The 14,320-nt window shown below is 67.8% G+C and carries 14 protein-coding genes; 10 read left to right on the top strand and 4 right to left on the bottom strand.

What is annotated here, in order from left to right; translation table 11 throughout:
• Positions 1 to 74 precede the first annotated feature (74 nt).
• From TVC13_RS02095 to TVC13_RS02105, 3 genes are all read left to right on the top strand, one after another.
• On the top strand, positions 75 to 665 hold the full coding sequence (locus TVC13_RS02095) for a copper chaperone PCu(A)C (RefSeq protein WP_422399588.1): 591 nt from the start codon (positions 75 to 77) through the stop codon (positions 663 to 665).
• Complete coding sequence (locus TVC13_RS02100) at positions 665 to 1,906, top strand: Dyp-type peroxidase (protein WP_422399589.1); 1,242 nt, start codon at positions 665 to 667, stop codon at positions 1,904 to 1,906. The genes TVC13_RS02095 and TVC13_RS02100 overlap by 1 nt, the downstream gene beginning before the upstream one ends.
• A gap of 93 nt (positions 1,907 to 1,999) precedes the next feature.
• A complete protein-coding gene (locus TVC13_RS02105; protein ID WP_422399590.1) occupies positions 2,000 to 2,266 on the top strand; it encodes a DUF6480 family protein in 267 nt (88 codons plus the stop codon).
• Positions 2,267 to 2,284: 18 nt separating this feature from the next.
• Here TVC13_RS02105 and TVC13_RS02110 read toward each other — a convergent pair whose 3' ends face one another.
• Positions 2,285 to 2,734 carry an Lrp/AsnC family transcriptional regulator gene (locus TVC13_RS02110; protein WP_422399591.1) on the bottom strand — a complete coding sequence of 150 codons (450 nt, stop codon included), beginning with the start codon at positions 2,732 to 2,734 and terminating at the stop codon, positions 2,285 to 2,287.
• A gap of 210 nt (positions 2,735 to 2,944) precedes the next feature.
• On the opposite strand from TVC13_RS02110, the gene pdhA reads away from it, so the two are divergent.
• Genes pdhA through TVC13_RS02135 form a run of 5 tightly spaced genes read left to right on the top strand, consistent with a single transcriptional unit; the run spans position 2,945 to position 8,666 of the window.
• Entirely contained in the window at positions 2,945 to 4,093 is a 1,149-nt protein-coding gene (pdhA, locus tag TVC13_RS02115; RefSeq protein ID WP_422399592.1) for a pyruvate dehydrogenase (acetyl-transferring) E1 component subunit alpha, read from the top strand.
• Between the two features lie 12 nt (positions 4,094 to 4,105).
• Complete coding sequence (locus TVC13_RS02120; protein ID WP_422399593.1) at positions 4,106 to 5,158, top strand: alpha-ketoacid dehydrogenase subunit beta; 1,053 nt, start codon at positions 4,106 to 4,108, stop codon at positions 5,156 to 5,158.
• Complete coding sequence (locus TVC13_RS02125) at positions 5,155 to 6,546, top strand: dihydrolipoamide acetyltransferase family protein (protein ID WP_422399594.1); 1,392 nt, start codon at positions 5,155 to 5,157, stop codon at positions 6,544 to 6,546. The genes TVC13_RS02120 and TVC13_RS02125 overlap by 4 nt, the downstream gene beginning before the upstream one ends.
• A gap of 51 nt (positions 6,547 to 6,597) precedes the next feature.
• On the top strand, positions 6,598 to 7,449 hold the full coding sequence (locus TVC13_RS02130; protein WP_422399595.1) for an MBL fold metallo-hydrolase: 852 nt from the start codon (positions 6,598 to 6,600) through the stop codon (positions 7,447 to 7,449).
• Positions 7,428 to 8,666 carry an MFS transporter gene (locus tag TVC13_RS02135; RefSeq protein WP_422399618.1) on the top strand — a complete coding sequence of 413 codons (1,239 nt, stop codon included), beginning with the start codon at positions 7,428 to 7,430 and terminating at the stop codon, positions 8,664 to 8,666. Before TVC13_RS02130 ends, TVC13_RS02135 begins: the two co-directional genes overlap by 22 nt.
• Here the strand turns inward: TVC13_RS02135 and TVC13_RS02140 are convergent.
• Positions 8,663 to 9,562, bottom strand: coding sequence for a phosphatase PAP2 family protein (locus TVC13_RS02140; protein WP_422399596.1), 900 nt, complete (start codon positions 9,560 to 9,562; stop codon positions 8,663 to 8,665). The two genes, TVC13_RS02135 and TVC13_RS02140, sit on opposite strands and share 4 nt — an antisense overlap.
• Positions 9,563 to 9,734: 172 nt before the next feature.
• On the opposite strand from TVC13_RS02140, the gene TVC13_RS02145 reads away from it, so the two are divergent.
• A complete protein-coding gene (locus TVC13_RS02145; RefSeq protein ID WP_422399597.1) occupies positions 9,735 to 10,739 on the top strand; it encodes an o-succinylbenzoate synthase in 1,005 nt (334 codons plus the stop codon).
• Between the two features lie 153 nt (positions 10,740 to 10,892).
• Positions 10,893 to 12,614 (top strand): 2-succinyl-5-enolpyruvyl-6-hydroxy-3-cyclohexene-1-carboxylic-acid synthase, encoded by a 1,722-nt coding sequence (gene menD / locus TVC13_RS02150; RefSeq protein ID WP_422399598.1) that lies wholly within the window; start codon positions 10,893 to 10,895, stop codon positions 12,612 to 12,614.
• A 74-nt stretch (positions 12,615 to 12,688) separates the two neighbouring features.
• On the opposite strand, the gene TVC13_RS02155 is transcribed toward menD, so the two are convergent.
• Together TVC13_RS02155 and TVC13_RS02160 are read right to left on the bottom strand one after the other, a co-directional pair.
• Positions 12,689 to 13,450, bottom strand: coding sequence for an amino acid ABC transporter ATP-binding protein (locus TVC13_RS02155; protein ID WP_422399599.1), 762 nt, complete (start codon positions 13,448 to 13,450; stop codon positions 12,689 to 12,691).
• A 6-nt stretch (positions 13,451 to 13,456) separates the two neighbouring features.
• Positions 13,457 to 14,242, bottom strand: a complete 786-nt coding sequence (locus TVC13_RS02160; RefSeq protein WP_422399600.1) for an amino acid ABC transporter permease — start codon at positions 14,240 to 14,242, stop codon at positions 13,457 to 13,459.
• Positions 14,243 to 14,320 lie beyond the last annotated feature (78 nt).

Genomic DNA, 14,320 nt, shown 5'->3' on the forward strand with positions numbered 1-14,320 from the left:
GTGCTCCGGCACTGCCGCACCTTTCCCTTGCCCGCGCCGAATGCGCGGAACACACCTTTGGAGTACCGAAAAACATGAAGAAATTCACCCTTGCGGCAGCCGTGCTTGCCGTCTCCGCTGCAGCGCTGACCGGCTGTGGATCCTCCACCCCCGCTGCTGACACATCCGCCGCGGATGACGCCGCGGCTCTGTCCATGACCGGTGCCTGGACCAAGGCCGCAGAAGCCGGGGGAATGACCGGCGCCTTCGGCACGCTTGAAAACTCCGGCGATGAGGATCTGACGGTCGTTGCCGCAAGCTCTTCCGCAGCGTCCGCCGTGGAGCTGCACGAGGTGGCCATGGACGACGACGGCGCCATGGTGATGCGCGAAATTGAAGGCGGATTTGTGGTCCCCGCCGGCAGCGAATACCTCCTGGAGCCCGGAGCCAGCCACCTGATGCTGATGGGTCTGACGGACGGGCTGCTGGCCGGAGACACCGTGACCATCACCCTGGAACTGGCCGACGGTTCCACCCTGGACGTCGACGCAGTGGCAAAGGACTTTGCCGGAGCCAACGAAAGCTATGGGGCCGAAGATGGCCACGGAAACGAGGACCACGGAACTGAAACCCACGGCGCTGAGGGCCATGGCAGTGGGGAAACCCACGATTCCGCGGAGCACTGATGAGCGGTGAGACCGCACCCCACGGCGTAGCTCGGCGCCGCCTGCTCTTCGGCGGTGCTGCCGCCGGTCTGGGTGCTGTAGCGGCTGCCGGTGGTCATCTGGTCGGCAGCCGCGGCACGGCCGCGGAGCTGGAACGCACGGGCCTGGACGAGGCCGGGCTCAACGGCAGGGAAACTGTTCAGTTCTATGGTCCCCACCAGGCCGGGATCGCCACGCCACCGGGGGCATATGCTGCCTTCGTTGCCCTTGACCTGCGCGAGGGCATAGGCGGGGACCGGATTCGGTCCTGGCTGCGGATGCTCAGTGACGACGCCGCTGCCCTCACCCAGGGCGAACCGGCACTGGCGGACACCGAACCTGAGCTGGCCCGGAATCCGGCACGGCTGACGGTGACTTTCGGGTTCGGACCCGGCCTCGTGGCTGCCGTCGCACCGAAGCTGGCCCCGGCCTGGCTGGGGCCGCTTCCTTCCTTCAGCATCGATGCACTCGAAGATCGCTGGAGCGGGGGAGACCTGATGCTCCAGCTGTGCGCCGACGACCCGCTGACCCTTGCCCACGCCCAGCGGATGCTGCTGAAGGACAGCCGTGCGTTCGCCGTCGTGCGCTGGATCCAGCCCGGGTTCCGCCATGCCTACGGGAGCGAACCTGCCGGCACCACCATGCGCAATCTGTTCGGTCAGGTGGACGGTTCCGCGAACGCGCTGCCCGGAAGCCCCGAATTCGACCGGGTGGTGTGGGGCGACGCAGAGATTCCGGCCTGGCTGGAAGGCGGCACCTCGATGGTGGTCCGCCGGATCGCGATGAACCTGGACACCTGGGATGAACTGGACCGGCGGGGCCGGGAAGAAGCGGTGGGACGCAGGCTCGCCAACGGTGCGCCGCTGACCGGCGAAAATGAGCGGGACGAACCGGATTTCGACGCCGTGACCGGACTCGGGTTCAAGGTCATCCCCGAGTACGCACACATGCGCCGTGCCCGCCCCGATGATCCGCGCCAGCGGATCTTCCGCCGCGGCTACAACTACGACGACGCCCCGGAGCCGGGCGGCCCGGTCTCCAACGCCGGGCAGATCTTCGTGGCGTTCCAGGCCGACGTCGCAGCGCAGTTCGTGCCGATCCAGCAGCGCCTGGACAAGCTGGACCTGCTCAACGAGTGGACGACGCCGATCGGGTCGGCTGTCTTCGCCGTGCCGCCGGGAGCCAGGGAGGGCGGATTCGTGGGAGAGGAGCTCTTCGAATAGGGATTGCCCGGCCGCCGGTAATCCAGCTAGGTTGGAAACGTCAGTATGCTGACTAAATGTTTTCCCCCTGCGGGACATCACCGAAAGGCCACGATGACGCAAAGCTACGATCCGAACAATGATCCTGCCAACCCGGACAAGCCCAAGGACGCTGACAACGCCGCCGAGGCGCAGAAGGGTCCGGATACTCAGGAGGGCACCGGAAACCATGCCGGCAGCGGTGAGAAGGGCCGGCGGGTGAATCCTGATCCGGCCGAAGGCAACATCACCGGCCTGGAGCCCGGCGGCGGGGTTCCGCCGGGAGAGACGCCCCCCGCCGAGGATCAGATGAGCATGGACCAGGGGCACGACGAGAACTGACCTCCCGTCCCTGGAGGGCTAGCGGACGTCGAGGTCCTCAAAGACGAGGAACGTCTGGGTGTCGAGCACCCCCGGAGCGGACTGCAGCTGGTCGAAGATCACCTGCCGCAGATGCAGGTTGTCCTCCGCACGGACCAGCAGGATCACGTCGAAGGACCCGCCGACCAGGGCAACGTGGTGCACCTCGGGGATTTTCCGCAGCACTTCCTTCAGTTCCCGCCAGGACTGCTGGCGGACCTTCAGCGTGACGTACGCACTGGACCGCAGGCCTGCCTTGACCGGGTCCACCAGTGCGGTGAAGCGGGTCAGGACGCCGGAACCTGTCAGCTTGGAGATCCGAGAGTAGGCGTGTGCGCGGGAAATGTGGACCGCCTCGGCCACCGCACTGACGGACGCCCGGCCGTCCCGCGTGAGCTCTGCCAGGATCCGCTTGTCGATGTCATCCAATGCCGCCGGCGCCTGGGCCATAGTGTCTACGTCCTTCAAAGTAATCCAGCTCACTTTTACAACTCGTCCATCACAATACGCAGAAGGATGCAGAAAATCTAGGATTTCCGCCTCCGCTAGATGCGAATCGTCTGCTTCCGCATACTGGGCTTACAGAAATTCCACCCACGCCGGAGGAACCGGGACGCCCGGAAAGCCCTCCGGCATCCGCCGCGGCAGACGGAGATTCCAATGACTATTCCCACCGGGAACACAAGCGCCGGGTCCGCACAGGGCACGCGGCCGGAGGACAACGAGGACCGCACCGCCACCATGCTGCCCTCCGCCGAACCGGTCCAGCTGATCGACGCTGACGGCACCCACCGGCACAGCGAAAAGTACCCGCTGCCCGACGGCGACGCCCTGAAGTCCGCGTTTGAAGGACTGGTGGCCGGACGGCGCATCAACGACCAGGCCAACGCCCTGGTCCGGCAGGGCCGCCTGGCGGTCTACCCCTCCTCCCACGGCCAGGAAGCCTGCCAGATTGCCGCCGCCGCCGTGCTGGCCGACGGGGACTGGCTGTTCCCGACTTACCGCGACACGGTTGCCGTCATCCACCGCGGCGTTGACCCGCTGCAGGTGCTGACCCTGCTCAAGGGTGACTGGCATGCCGGCTACGACCCGTATGAGCACAACGTGGCACCCCAGGCGACGCCGCTGGCCACCCAGCTGCTGCACGCCGTCGGCGTGGCCCATGCAGCCAAGCTCCGCGGTGAGAACACCGTGGTGCTGGCCATGTGCGGCGACGGCGCGACCAGCGAAGGCGACTTCCACGAGGCGCTGAACTTCGCGGCCGTCTTCCACGTTCCCGTGGTCTTCTTTGTGCAGAACAACGAATACGCCATCTCCGTGCCGCTGAAGAACCAGAGCGTTGCCCCGTCCCTGGCGCACAAGGCAATCGGCTACGGCATGCCCGGTGAGCGGGTGGACGGCAACGACGCCGCCGCACTGCTGGCCGTATTGGGCGCCGCCGTCGAGCGTGCCCGCGAAGGCGGCGGCCCGGCCCTGGTCGAGGCGCACACCTACCGTATGCAGGCCCACACCAATGCCGACGACGCTACCCGCTACCGTTCCGACGACGACGTCGCCAAGTGGGTGCCGCGCGATCCGCTGACCCGGCTGCGCAGCTATCTCACCGGCCTCGGGGTGCTCGACGCCGCTGCCGAGGAAACCATGACGGCAGCAGCAGAGACGGTTGCCGCCCGCATCCGCGAAGGCCTGAACACGGACATCGTGCCCGAGCCCATGGACCTCTTCAACTTCGTCTATGACAGCCGCACCCCGCAGCTCGCCGAGCAGGCCGCACTGCTCGCGGACGAGCTTTCCCGGGCACAGGACTAACAGGAGCCACCAATGACAGTCACAGCACAGGCGCCTGCGCCCGAAGACACCCGCGTCAGCCTGACCTTCGCGAAGGCACTGAACACCGCCCTGGCAGACGAAATGGCCGCGGATTCCGCCGTGGTGATGTTCGGCGAGGACGTCGGCCCGCTCGGCGGCGTCTTCCGCATTACCGACGGCCTGACCGCACGATTCGGCGAGGAACGCTGCTTCGATACCCCGCTGGCGGAGTCCGGCATCATGGGCATGGCCGTGGGCATGGCCATGAACGGGATCCGCCCGGTGGTCGAAATGCAGTTCGACGCCTTCGCCTACCCGGCGTTCGAGCAGGTGGTCAGCCACGTTGCCAAGATGTCCAACCGCACCCGGGGCAAGGTCAGACTGCCCCTGGTGATCCGTATTCCGTACGCCGGCGGGATTGGGGGAGTGGAGCACCACTGCGACTCCTCCGAGTCCTACTACGCCCACACTCCGGGCCTGACCGTCCTGGCCCCGGCCACCGTTGCGGACGCCTACACCATGCTCCGCGAAGCCATCCGCTTCCCTGATCCGGTGGTCTTCCTGGAACCCAAGAAGCTGTACTGGACCAAGGAAGTCGTTGACCTGGCAGCCCTGCGCGCACCGTTCGAAGCGCACTCCACCGCGTCGGACCCCGCGATCGGCAAGGCCGCGGTTGCCCGCGAAGGCACCGACGCAACCCTGATCGCCTACGGGCCGTCTGTCTCCACGGCCCTGTCCGCCGCGGAAGCCGCTGCCGCCGAGGGCCGCAGCCTGGAGGTCATCGACGTCCGCAGCATCGTTCCCTTTGACGACGAAACAGTGTGCGCTTCCGTCCGCAAGACCGGCCGCGCCGTCGTGATCTCCGAGGCCCCCGGCTTCGCGTCTGTTGCCTCCGAAATCGTGGCCCGCATCCAGGAGCGCTGCTTCCACTCACTCGCAGCGCCCGTGCTGCGGGTAACCGGCTTCGACATCCCGTATCCGGCGCCGAAACTGGAGCACTTCTTCCTGCCCGGCGTGGACCGGATTCTGGACGCCGTTGATGAACTGCAGTGGGAGGACAAATGAGCGTGCGCACTTTCCTGCTCCCCGACCTGGGAGAAGGCCTGACCGACGCGGAACTGGTGAACTGGCTCGTTGCCGAGGGCGACACCATCACCGTGGACCAGCCCGTTGCCGAAGTTGAAACCGCCAAGTCGCTCGTGGAGGTCCCTTCCCCGTTCGCGGGCGTAGTGCAGACGCTGCACGGTGCTGCCGGCGAGAGTATCGACGTCGGCAAGCCGCTGATTTCGGTGCGCACGACGGCGGATGCCCCGGCACCGGAAGCGACCGCCCCGGCAGCACCGGGCGACCCCGATCCTGCCGGCGAAGCCTACCGGCAGGAAGAACGGGCCGGTTCCGGCAACGTGCTGATCGGCTACGGAACTCCGGGAGGGCATGGGACCAACCGCCGCACCCGCGCTCCGCGCCGGGCCGCAGCCGCGCCGGCTCCGGCACCCGTTGCGGTGGCTGACCCGGCTCCCGCAACCTCGGAGGCACCGCGGTGCATCTCGCCGCTGGTCCGCCGCCTGGCCCGCGAATCCGGAATCGCGCTGCGCTCTGTACACGGCACCGGACGCGACGGCCTGATCCTGCGCCGCGACGTCGAACTGGCCATCAGCGCCGGATCTACCGCCGCACCTGCAACGGCCCCCGTGCCCGCGTCGCCGGCAGCTCCGGCACCCGGCGATACGGACCCGCGTTCCGGCCTGGGCGTCGCGTCCCGCACCCCGGTCAAGGGACTGCGCCGCACCGTCGCCGCGAACCTCAGCGCCAGCCGCAGTGAAATCCCGGAAGCCACCGTCTGGGTGGACGTGGATGCCACGGCGCTGCTGGAACTGCGTGCGGACCTCAAGCGCCGGGACCCGGAAAACACCCCGGGCCTGATGGCTTTCCTGGCCCGGTTCACACTGGCCGGCCTGCGCCGGTTCCCGGAACTGAACACCCGCTACGTCGCAGGAACCGGACCGGATGCCGAACTGGTGGCCTTCGACGGCGTCAACCTCGGCTTCGCCGCGCAGACAGACCGCGGCCTGATGGTTCCCTCCATCCGGCACGCCGAAAAGCTCAGCGCCCGGGAACTGGACGCCGAGATCCGGCGGCTGACGGCGTCGGCCCGCTCCGGCGCCGCCACCCCGGCGGAACTGACCAGCGGAACCTTCACACTGAACAACTACGGTGTCTTCGGCGTGGACGGCAGCGCCGCGATCATCAACTATCCGGAGTCGGCGATCCTGGGCATCGGCCGCATCATCGACAAGCCCTGGGTGGTGGACGGCCAGCTGGCCGTGCGGAAAATGACGGAGCTGACCCTGGTCTTTGACCACCGGGTGTGCGACGGCGGCACGGCCGGCGGGTTCCTTCGTTACGTAGCGGATGCAATAGAGAACCCGGGAAGCGTCCTGGCTGACCTGTAACTGCCGGCACACGGTAGGTTGGTTAGCGCAGATACCAGAAGGACGGACGCCATGACGCAGACCACCCCGCAAACCCCCGATGACTGGCTGGAGCTGGCACCGCACACCTATGTGCGGTCAAGCCCCGGCTGGGGCATGAACTCAGGCCTGATTATCGGGCAGGAGCGGGCGCTGCTGGTGGATACCGGGGCCGGTCCGGCGCAGGCGAAGGCCCTGCTGGACGGCATCCGCAAGCTGACTGACCTGCCGGTCATCGCCGTAAACACCCACGCGCACTTCGACCACTACTTCGGCAACGCCTACCTGATGGACAACGGCGTCGAGGAGATCTGGGCGACCAGCGCCTGCGCACGGACGATCAGCGACTCGGGTGAGGAACAGCGTTCCTCCGTTGCCGCCGTCGAGCCGGGCATGGCAGCCGGAACCGGGCCGGGCACCGCGATCGTGGCGCCGCAGAAACTGGTTGATGGCGCCCCGGTCGACCTGGACCTGGGCGGAATGTCCGTGACGCTTTTCCACCTGGGCCGCGGGCATACCGACCACGACCTGCTGGTCGGTGCCGGGGATGTGTTGTTCGCCGGGGACCTCGTGGAGCAGGGAGCTGATCCGAACTTCGGCGACTCCTACCCCAAAGAGTGGATCCGCACGCTGGGGAAGATCACCGCGCTGGAAGACCTGTACAGCACAGTGGTGCCCGGACACGGCAAACCGGTGGACATGGACTTCGTGACCACCCAAATGAACAAGATGCGCACCGCCGTCGCCGTAACCCGCAGCGCCATGGACCAGGCCTCGACGGACATGACCAAGGCCATCCCCATCCTGCCTTACGGACCCGAGCAGTCCCGGGCGCTGCTGACCCGGCTGCGGACACTGGCACGCTGGAAGTGGCTGAAGCAATAAATACCTTCAGACTGCGGAGCATCGCCGTCCCGGCCTTCGGCCCCACCGTGCTCTACGGAACGGCAATCGGGGCAATCCTCCCGGTCGTTGCGCTGACCGCTCGTGACCTCGGCGCCACCGTGGCCCTTGCTGCCGCGATCGTTACGCTGACCGGCATCGGTTCCCTGCTCACCAACGTCCCTGCCACGCTGGTCACCACCCGGTTCGGGGAGAAGTGGGCCCTGGCCGGAGCGGCGGCGTGGTGTGCGCTGGCCATGGTGCTGGCCGCTTCGGTGCCCGTGCTCTGGGTCTTTGCCCTGTCAGTTTTTATGGTGGGAATGGCCGGCGCCGTCTTTGGGCTGGCACGCCAGAGCTACGTCACAGAAGCGGTGCCGCTGGAGTTCCGGGCGAGGGCGCTGTCCACGCTGGGCGGCTCCAACCGCATTGGTGTCTTCATCGGTCCGTTTGCGGCTGCCGGCGTGATGTCCTTCGCCGGAACGCCGGGTGCGTACTGGGTGGGTGCCGTGGCCGCGTTCGCCGCAGGCCTGCTGAGCCTGACTGTTCCGGACCTGAGCGTGCGTACACCCGGCAGGGGAAAGCGGGCAGCACGGGATGCACAGCCGGAGGAAGCGGACGAGGCCACGGCTGCGCCCACCATCGGTTCAATTCTCCACAGCCACTCACGCGTCTTCGGCACGGTGGGCATCGGGGTGCTGCTTATTGCTGCCGTGAGGGCTACCCGGCAGGCCGTCATCCCGCTCTGGGCACAGCACCTGGGCATTGATCCCGCCCAGACGGCGCTGATCTACGGCATCTCCGCCGGCATCGACATGCTGATCTTTTATCCGGCCGGACGGGTCATGGACCTGCGCGGCCGCCGTGCCGTAGCGGTGCCGTGCATGCTGCTGATGGCCGCCGGGCTGGGCCTGCTGCCGCTGACCTCCACACCGCTGCAGCTGCTGCTGGCGGCGCTGCTGATCGGCTTCGGCAACGGAATCGGCTCCGGCATCGTCATGACGCTGGGCGCGGATTTCTCCCCGCAGCCGGGCCGGCCGCAGTTCCTGGGCCTGTGGCGGCTGCTCTCGGACATCGGGATCCTCTCCGGCCCCGGCCTGCTCTCCGCGGTGACTGCGGCGGTGTCGCTCTCGGCCGGAATTACGGCCACGGCCGTCATGGGCCTCGCCGGGGCCGGAGTGCTGTGGAAGTACGTGCCGAAAGGGCGCCGGATCGGCCCTTAGCGGTCCCCGGCCTGCTGCGTGAACAGCCAGGAGCCCAGGGCAGCCAGCACGTAGCCCACACCAACGATCAGTGACAGTCCGCACCAGAAGTAGAGCGGACGCTCATCCAGGCCCGCCACGCCGCCGCCCCAGCGGGCATAGGCGTACAGGGCTGCCGAGAGCGCGAGGGCGAGCAGGCCGGCCGTCACGGAAAGCCCGGTCCAAAGCCGCCCGGCCGCACCGCGGCTGCCTGCGGGCAGGGTGTTCCAGTCCCGGTTGGTGCGCATCATGATCAGGCCGCCCACCAGAGTGCAGGCCGAGACGATGAAGAAGGCGGCAACGACGTCGGCCGGCCGGTGCCAGAGATTAAAGAACGTTGCCGAGCCTGCCAGTACGGCATAGGTCCCGCCCAGGGCCGCCACAGCCGGACGCCAGCGGGGTGAAGAGACGAGGAACACCGCGGCCATGGCGGAAGCTGCCATGGTGGTGTGGCCCGACGGCAGGGAGTTGAAGTCCAGGGTGATGACGCCGCGGTCGGGACGGTCCAGCAGCAGGTTCTTGAGCAGCTGCGTGGCAAGGTTGGCTGCGGCCATCGTGGCCAGGGCAATGACGCCAGGGGAGAGGCGCCTGCGGTACAGGGTTACTGCAACGATGACCGCCAGCGCAATGAACACCGACACCAGGGGAAGGCTGTCCAGGAACCGAAGCGCGGGGAGCCGGGTTCCCGGGGCGACCAGCTCCGCCTCACGCCAGGCTGATTCATCGGCGAACTGCCCGGTAGTGGTCCGGACGAAGCCAAAATACGTTACCGCGGCGCCGGCAGCAGCCAGCAGTGCAGCGAAAAGAAAGAGGGCAGGATTGTGCCCGGCCAGCCTCCGCACGGGACGGCGGTTGTTCAGGAGATTGCGCGTATCCATCCCCTCAAGCGTGCCATACCTCCGTGCAGGTTTCCTGTGAGCCCGGCAGCTTCGGGCAGTGTTCCACACCGCAGCTGCCCAGGGCCGGTACTGCAGGACTACGCGGCCCGATGGGAGTGGCTGTGCATCGGGCTCCGGCAGCGCCGCCGGGCCGGCGCGGTAGGCTGGCCGGGTGGACCCGAACGACTTGCCCTCCCTGAACGACCTGCAGGAAAACGCCCACGTGGTTTCCCTTCCCATGCGCGTGAAGTTCCGCGGGATACTGCACCGGGAAGCGCTCCTCTTCCGCGGACCGGCCGGCTGGGGAGAGTTCTCCCCGTTCCCGGAATACGGTGACCAGGAGGCAGCCGCCTGGCTGGCAGCGGGCATCGAAGCGGCCTGGCAGGGCTATCCGGAACCGGTGCGCACCTCGATCCCCGTGAACGGAACTGTTCCCGCCGTGGGCGTGGAACAGGTCGGGCAGGTCCTGGCCCGGTTCGGGGACGTCCCAGCCGTCAAGGTCAAAGTCGCTGAACGCGGACAGAGCGTCGCCGACGACCTCGCCCGCGTGGCCGAAGTACGCCGGCTGCTGCCGAACGCCGGTATCCGCATCGACGCCAACGGCGGCTGGGACGTGGCCACCGCCGTCGGCGCCCTGGAAGCCCTGGCCGAAGCGGGACTCGAATACGCCGAACAGCCCGTCCCCGGCATTCCGGGACTGCGCACCGTCCGGGAGGAACTGGGCCGCCGCGGCATTCCCGTGCTGATCGCCGCGGACGAAAGTGTCCGTAAGGAAACCGATCCATTGCTGGTGGCCCGCGAGGACGCCGCAGACCTGATCGTGGTCAAGGCAGCACCGCTGGGCGGGGTGCGCCGCGCCCTGGAGGTGGTGGCAGCCGCCGGGCTTCCCGCCGTCGTCAGCTCCGCGCTGGACACGTCAGTGGGCATCCGTACCGGAGTCGCGCTGGCCGCTTCCCTGCCAGAACTGCCCTACGCCTGCGGTCTCGGCACCCTGTCGCTGATGGAGGGCGATGTCACCGCTGAGCCGCTGGTGGCCGACGGCGGTGCCCTGGCAGTGCGCGGGGTGCCGGTTTCCGCGGAGCTGCTGGAGCGCTACGCGGCTGCCCCGGAGCGGAAGCAGTGGTGGCTGGACCGGCTGGCCCGGGTGCACGCCCGGCTGCTCGCCCGGCAGGCGTAATCCCGCCTGCCTCAGGGGCAAACCTTTCTGCTGCAGCAGACGAGTGTGCTGCAGCGCCTGCGGGGCTTCCCGGGGTCGGCAGGTTGGGTCATGCAGCGGCCGTTACCGGATTCGAAGGCACCGCCCGGGACCGCCGAACCCTAGGATGGAGAAGTGACCGGATCCTCTTATTCGTCCAGCCAGTCCTCCACCCAGTCCACCACCGGACCTGCGGAAGGAAACGACCTCAGTTCCCTGCAGGCAGCACGGTCGGCCATCTCGGCCCTGGCCCGCACCGGCGTGAGGGATGTGGTGCTCGCTCCCGGATCCCGCAGCGCACCTCTGGCCTACGCCCTGGCCGAAGCCCAGGCGCAGGGCCGGGTCCACGTGCACGTCCGCATCGATGAGCGGGTCGCCGGCTTCACAGCCCTGGGACTTGCCCGCGGCGGCGGCCGCCCGGCAGCTGTCGTCACGACGTCGGGCACTGCCGTAGGCGAACTGCTCCCGGCCGTGATGGAAGCCCACCACGCGGGCATTCCGCTCGTGGTCCTCTCCGCTGACCGCCCGGCAGAACTTCACGGCACGGGAGCCAACCAGACCACCGTCCAGGACGGCATCTTCGGCCGTTTCCCGGCCGTGGCAGCGGACATCGAAGCCGGCATGGACCCCGCCGGACCCATCGCGGCAGCGTTTGCGAAGCTGGACGGGTCCACACCCGCCGGCCCGGTGCACATTAACCTGCAGTTCCGAGATCCGCTCATTCCCACCGGGGCAGACGCGCTTGGCGCCGCCGGGGAGCCAGCTTTCGATGCCCTTCCGCCTGGCGGGGCGGAGGAAACACCGGGCGCCCTCGCGGAGCTCGGCGGAATCCACCGGACGGTGGTGATTGCTGGCGACGGTGCAGGGGAGACCGCCGCGATCTTCGCCCGGCGGGCCGGACTGCCGCTGCTGGCCGAACCCTCCTCCAACGCCCGCTTCGGGCCCAACGCCATCACGGCGTACCGGCTGCTCCTTGCGGACCTCGGTCCGGAGATTGAACGTGTAGTCATCTTCGGCCGCCCAACGCTGTCCCGGCCGGTGTCCGCACTGCTGGCCCGGCCCGACGTGAAGAAGGTCCTCTACGTGCCGCGCCCGGTGAACTGGTTTACGCCCGGCAAGCGGCCCGAAACGATTGTTGCGGACCTGGCTTCGCTGCTTGCTTTCGCAGGACGGGGAGCCCCCGGCTGGCTGGAGACCTGGCAGCGGGCCTCGGACGCGGCTGGAACCGCTATCCGGAACCTGCTCGATGCCGAAGCCGGGCTGAGCGGGCTGCACGTTGCCGGCCTGGTGTGGGAGAACTCCGATGCCAACCTGGTGCTCGGCTCCTCCAACACCATCCGTGACGTCGACCTGGTGGCCTCCGGGAACTGGCATCCGCTGGACGTCTACGCCAACCGGGGCCTGGCCGGTATCGACGGAACCATCTCCACGGCGTCGGGCATCGCCCTGTCCAACGGAATCCCTACACGCCTGCTGCTTGGTGACCTCACCTTCCTGCACGATGCCGGCGGCCTTCTCCTTGGCGACGGCGAGACGGAGCCGGACCTGCAGCTGGTGGTGCTGAACGACGCCGGCGGCGGAATCTTCACCACCCTTGAGCACGGCGAACTGGGGGAGCGGGAGGAGTACCGGGACGTCGTCGAGCGTTTCTTCGGAACCCCGCACCGGGCTGACCTCGCTGCCCTGGCAGCAGGCTACGGCGTGCGGCACCAGGCAGCGGGCACGGCCGAGGAGCTGGAAGCCGCACTGCAGGCGCCGGTGCAGGGCCGGTCCGTCATCGAAGTGAAGGTGGAGCGCTCCGGCCTGCGCGCCCTGCACCGCCGGGTGCAGGCCGCGGTGCACAGCGCCGTCGGCTAACTGCAAAGCGGCAGCAAAAACGGCTGTGGCCTGCACCGGGAAGGGTGCAGGCCACAGCCGTTTGTTGTAAAGAGCTAAAGGACCTTGGAGAGGAATGAACGGGTCCGCTCGTGCTGCGGGTTGCCCAGCACGGCCTCCGGTGCGCCCTGTTCGACGACGACGCCGCCGTCCATGAACACCACACGGTCGCCAACTTCACGGGCGAAGCCCATCTCATGGGTCACCACCATCATGGTCATGCCCTCCTGGGCCAGCTGGCGCATGACCTCCAGGACATCACCGACCAGTTCGGGGTCCAAAGCGGAGGTGGGTTCATCGAAGAGCATCATGTCCGGGTCCATGGACAGGGCGCGGGCGATCGCCACGCGCTGCTGCTGGCCGCCGGAGAGCTGGGCCGGGAAAGCCTTGGCACGGTCGGCCAGGCCTACCTTCGCCAGGTTCTTCATGGCGGTTTCCTCGGCTTCGGCCTTGCCGCGCTTCTTCGCCCGGCGCTGGGCCAGGGTCAGGTTCTGCAGCACGTTCAGGTGCGGGAAGAGGTTGAACTGCTGGAACACCATGCCGATGCGGGTCCGGACCGCGTCCAGGTCCGTCTCAGGGTCGGTGATGTCCGTGCCCTCAACCAGGATGGTTCCGGACGTCGGTTCTTCCAGCCGGTTCACGCAGCGAAGCAGCGTGGACTTGCCGGAGCCGGACGGGCCGATGACGCAGACGACTTCGCCCTGGTTGACGTGGAAGTCGATCCCCTTGAGGACTTCATTGTCGCCGAAGGACTTGTGCAGGTTCTTAACTTCGATGGCGGGGCTGTTCGGGGACGGATTGAGGGCAGCTGTGCTCACGCTGGGTTACCGGCCTCTCTGGTTGTGGCGTTCGAGTTTCGCGACCAGCTGCGTCAGCGGCAGGGTGATGATCAGGTACATGACCGCAGCCAGGACCAGCGGGGTGGCGTTGGCGGACTGCGAGACGGAGTCCCGGGCGAAGGTGGTCAGTTCGCGGTCCTGCAGGGCCATGCCGGCGATGAACAGCAGCGAGGTGTCCTTGATCAGGATAACCAGCTCGTTGGTCAGCGGCGGCGTGATGATGCGGAACGCCTGCGGAAGGGTCACGGAGATCATGGTCCAGGCCGGGCCCATGCCCAGGGAGCGGGCGGCTTCAGTCTGGCCGGCCGGAACCGCCTGGATGCCGGCGCGGATGGTTTCTGCAATGTAGGCGCCGGAAACCATGATGAGGGCGATGAGGCCTGCTCCGGCGCTGCCTCCCGGCGGTCGCCAGTTGAACGCAATCGGTACGGCGAAGGCGATCGCGAAGATGACCAGCAGGGCCGGGAGCCCACGGAAGATCTCGATGTAGATCGTCGCCGCCCAGCGGTAGGGACCCACGGGCGAGAGCTTCATCAGCGCGAGGATCAGGCCCAGGATCAGGCCGCCGATGAACGCAATGATGGTGTAGACGACGGTGTTCTTCACGGCCACCGTGATGATGTCCGGGAACGCCCTGCGGGCCACTTCGGGGTCAAAGAAGTTGACCCCGATTGCCTTCCAGTCCGCGAGCAGGACTACGGCAAGAACGGCCAGGACGAAGACGGCATACAGGATGCCCCGGGTGAGGCGTCTGCGGGTGGACGGTTTCAAGGGGGAGAGCCTTCCGCGGAAGTGAGGTGCCGTCCCGGGCAGGGTCTTCCACCCGGGACGGCAATCGGTCAGTCAGGT

Source organism: Arthrobacter sp. 3Tela_A, assembly GCF_049311025.1.
Taxonomy (GTDB): Bacteria; Actinomycetota; Actinomycetes; order Actinomycetales; family Micrococcaceae; genus Arthrobacter_B.

Coding starts and splice junctions, on each gene's coding strand:
- TVC13_RS02095 (WP_422399588.1), top strand. CDS start 75: ATGAAGAAATTCACCCTTGCGGCAGCCGTGCTTGCCGTCTCCGCTGCA.
- TVC13_RS02130 (WP_422399595.1), top strand. CDS start 6,598: ATGACGCAGACCACCCCGCAAACCCCCGATGACTGGCTGGAGCTGGCA.
- TVC13_RS02120 (WP_422399593.1), top strand. CDS start 4,106: ATGACAGTCACAGCACAGGCGCCTGCGCCCGAAGACACCCGCGTCAGC.
- TVC13_RS02100 (WP_422399589.1), top strand. CDS start 665: ATGAGCGGTGAGACCGCACCCCACGGCGTAGCTCGGCGCCGCCTGCTC.
- TVC13_RS02105 (WP_422399590.1), top strand. CDS start 2,000: ATGACGCAAAGCTACGATCCGAACAATGATCCTGCCAACCCGGACAAG.
- TVC13_RS02110 (WP_422399591.1), bottom strand. CDS start 2,734: ATGGCCCAGGCGCCGGCGGCATTGGATGACATCGACAAGCGGATCCTG.
- pdhA (WP_422399592.1), top strand. CDS start 2,945: ATGACTATTCCCACCGGGAACACAAGCGCCGGGTCCGCACAGGGCACG.
- TVC13_RS02125 (WP_422399594.1), top strand. CDS start 5,155: ATGAGCGTGCGCACTTTCCTGCTCCCCGACCTGGGAGAAGGCCTGACC.
- TVC13_RS02140 (WP_422399596.1), bottom strand. CDS start 9,562: ATGGATACGCGCAATCTCCTGAACAACCGCCGTCCCGTGCGGAGGCTG.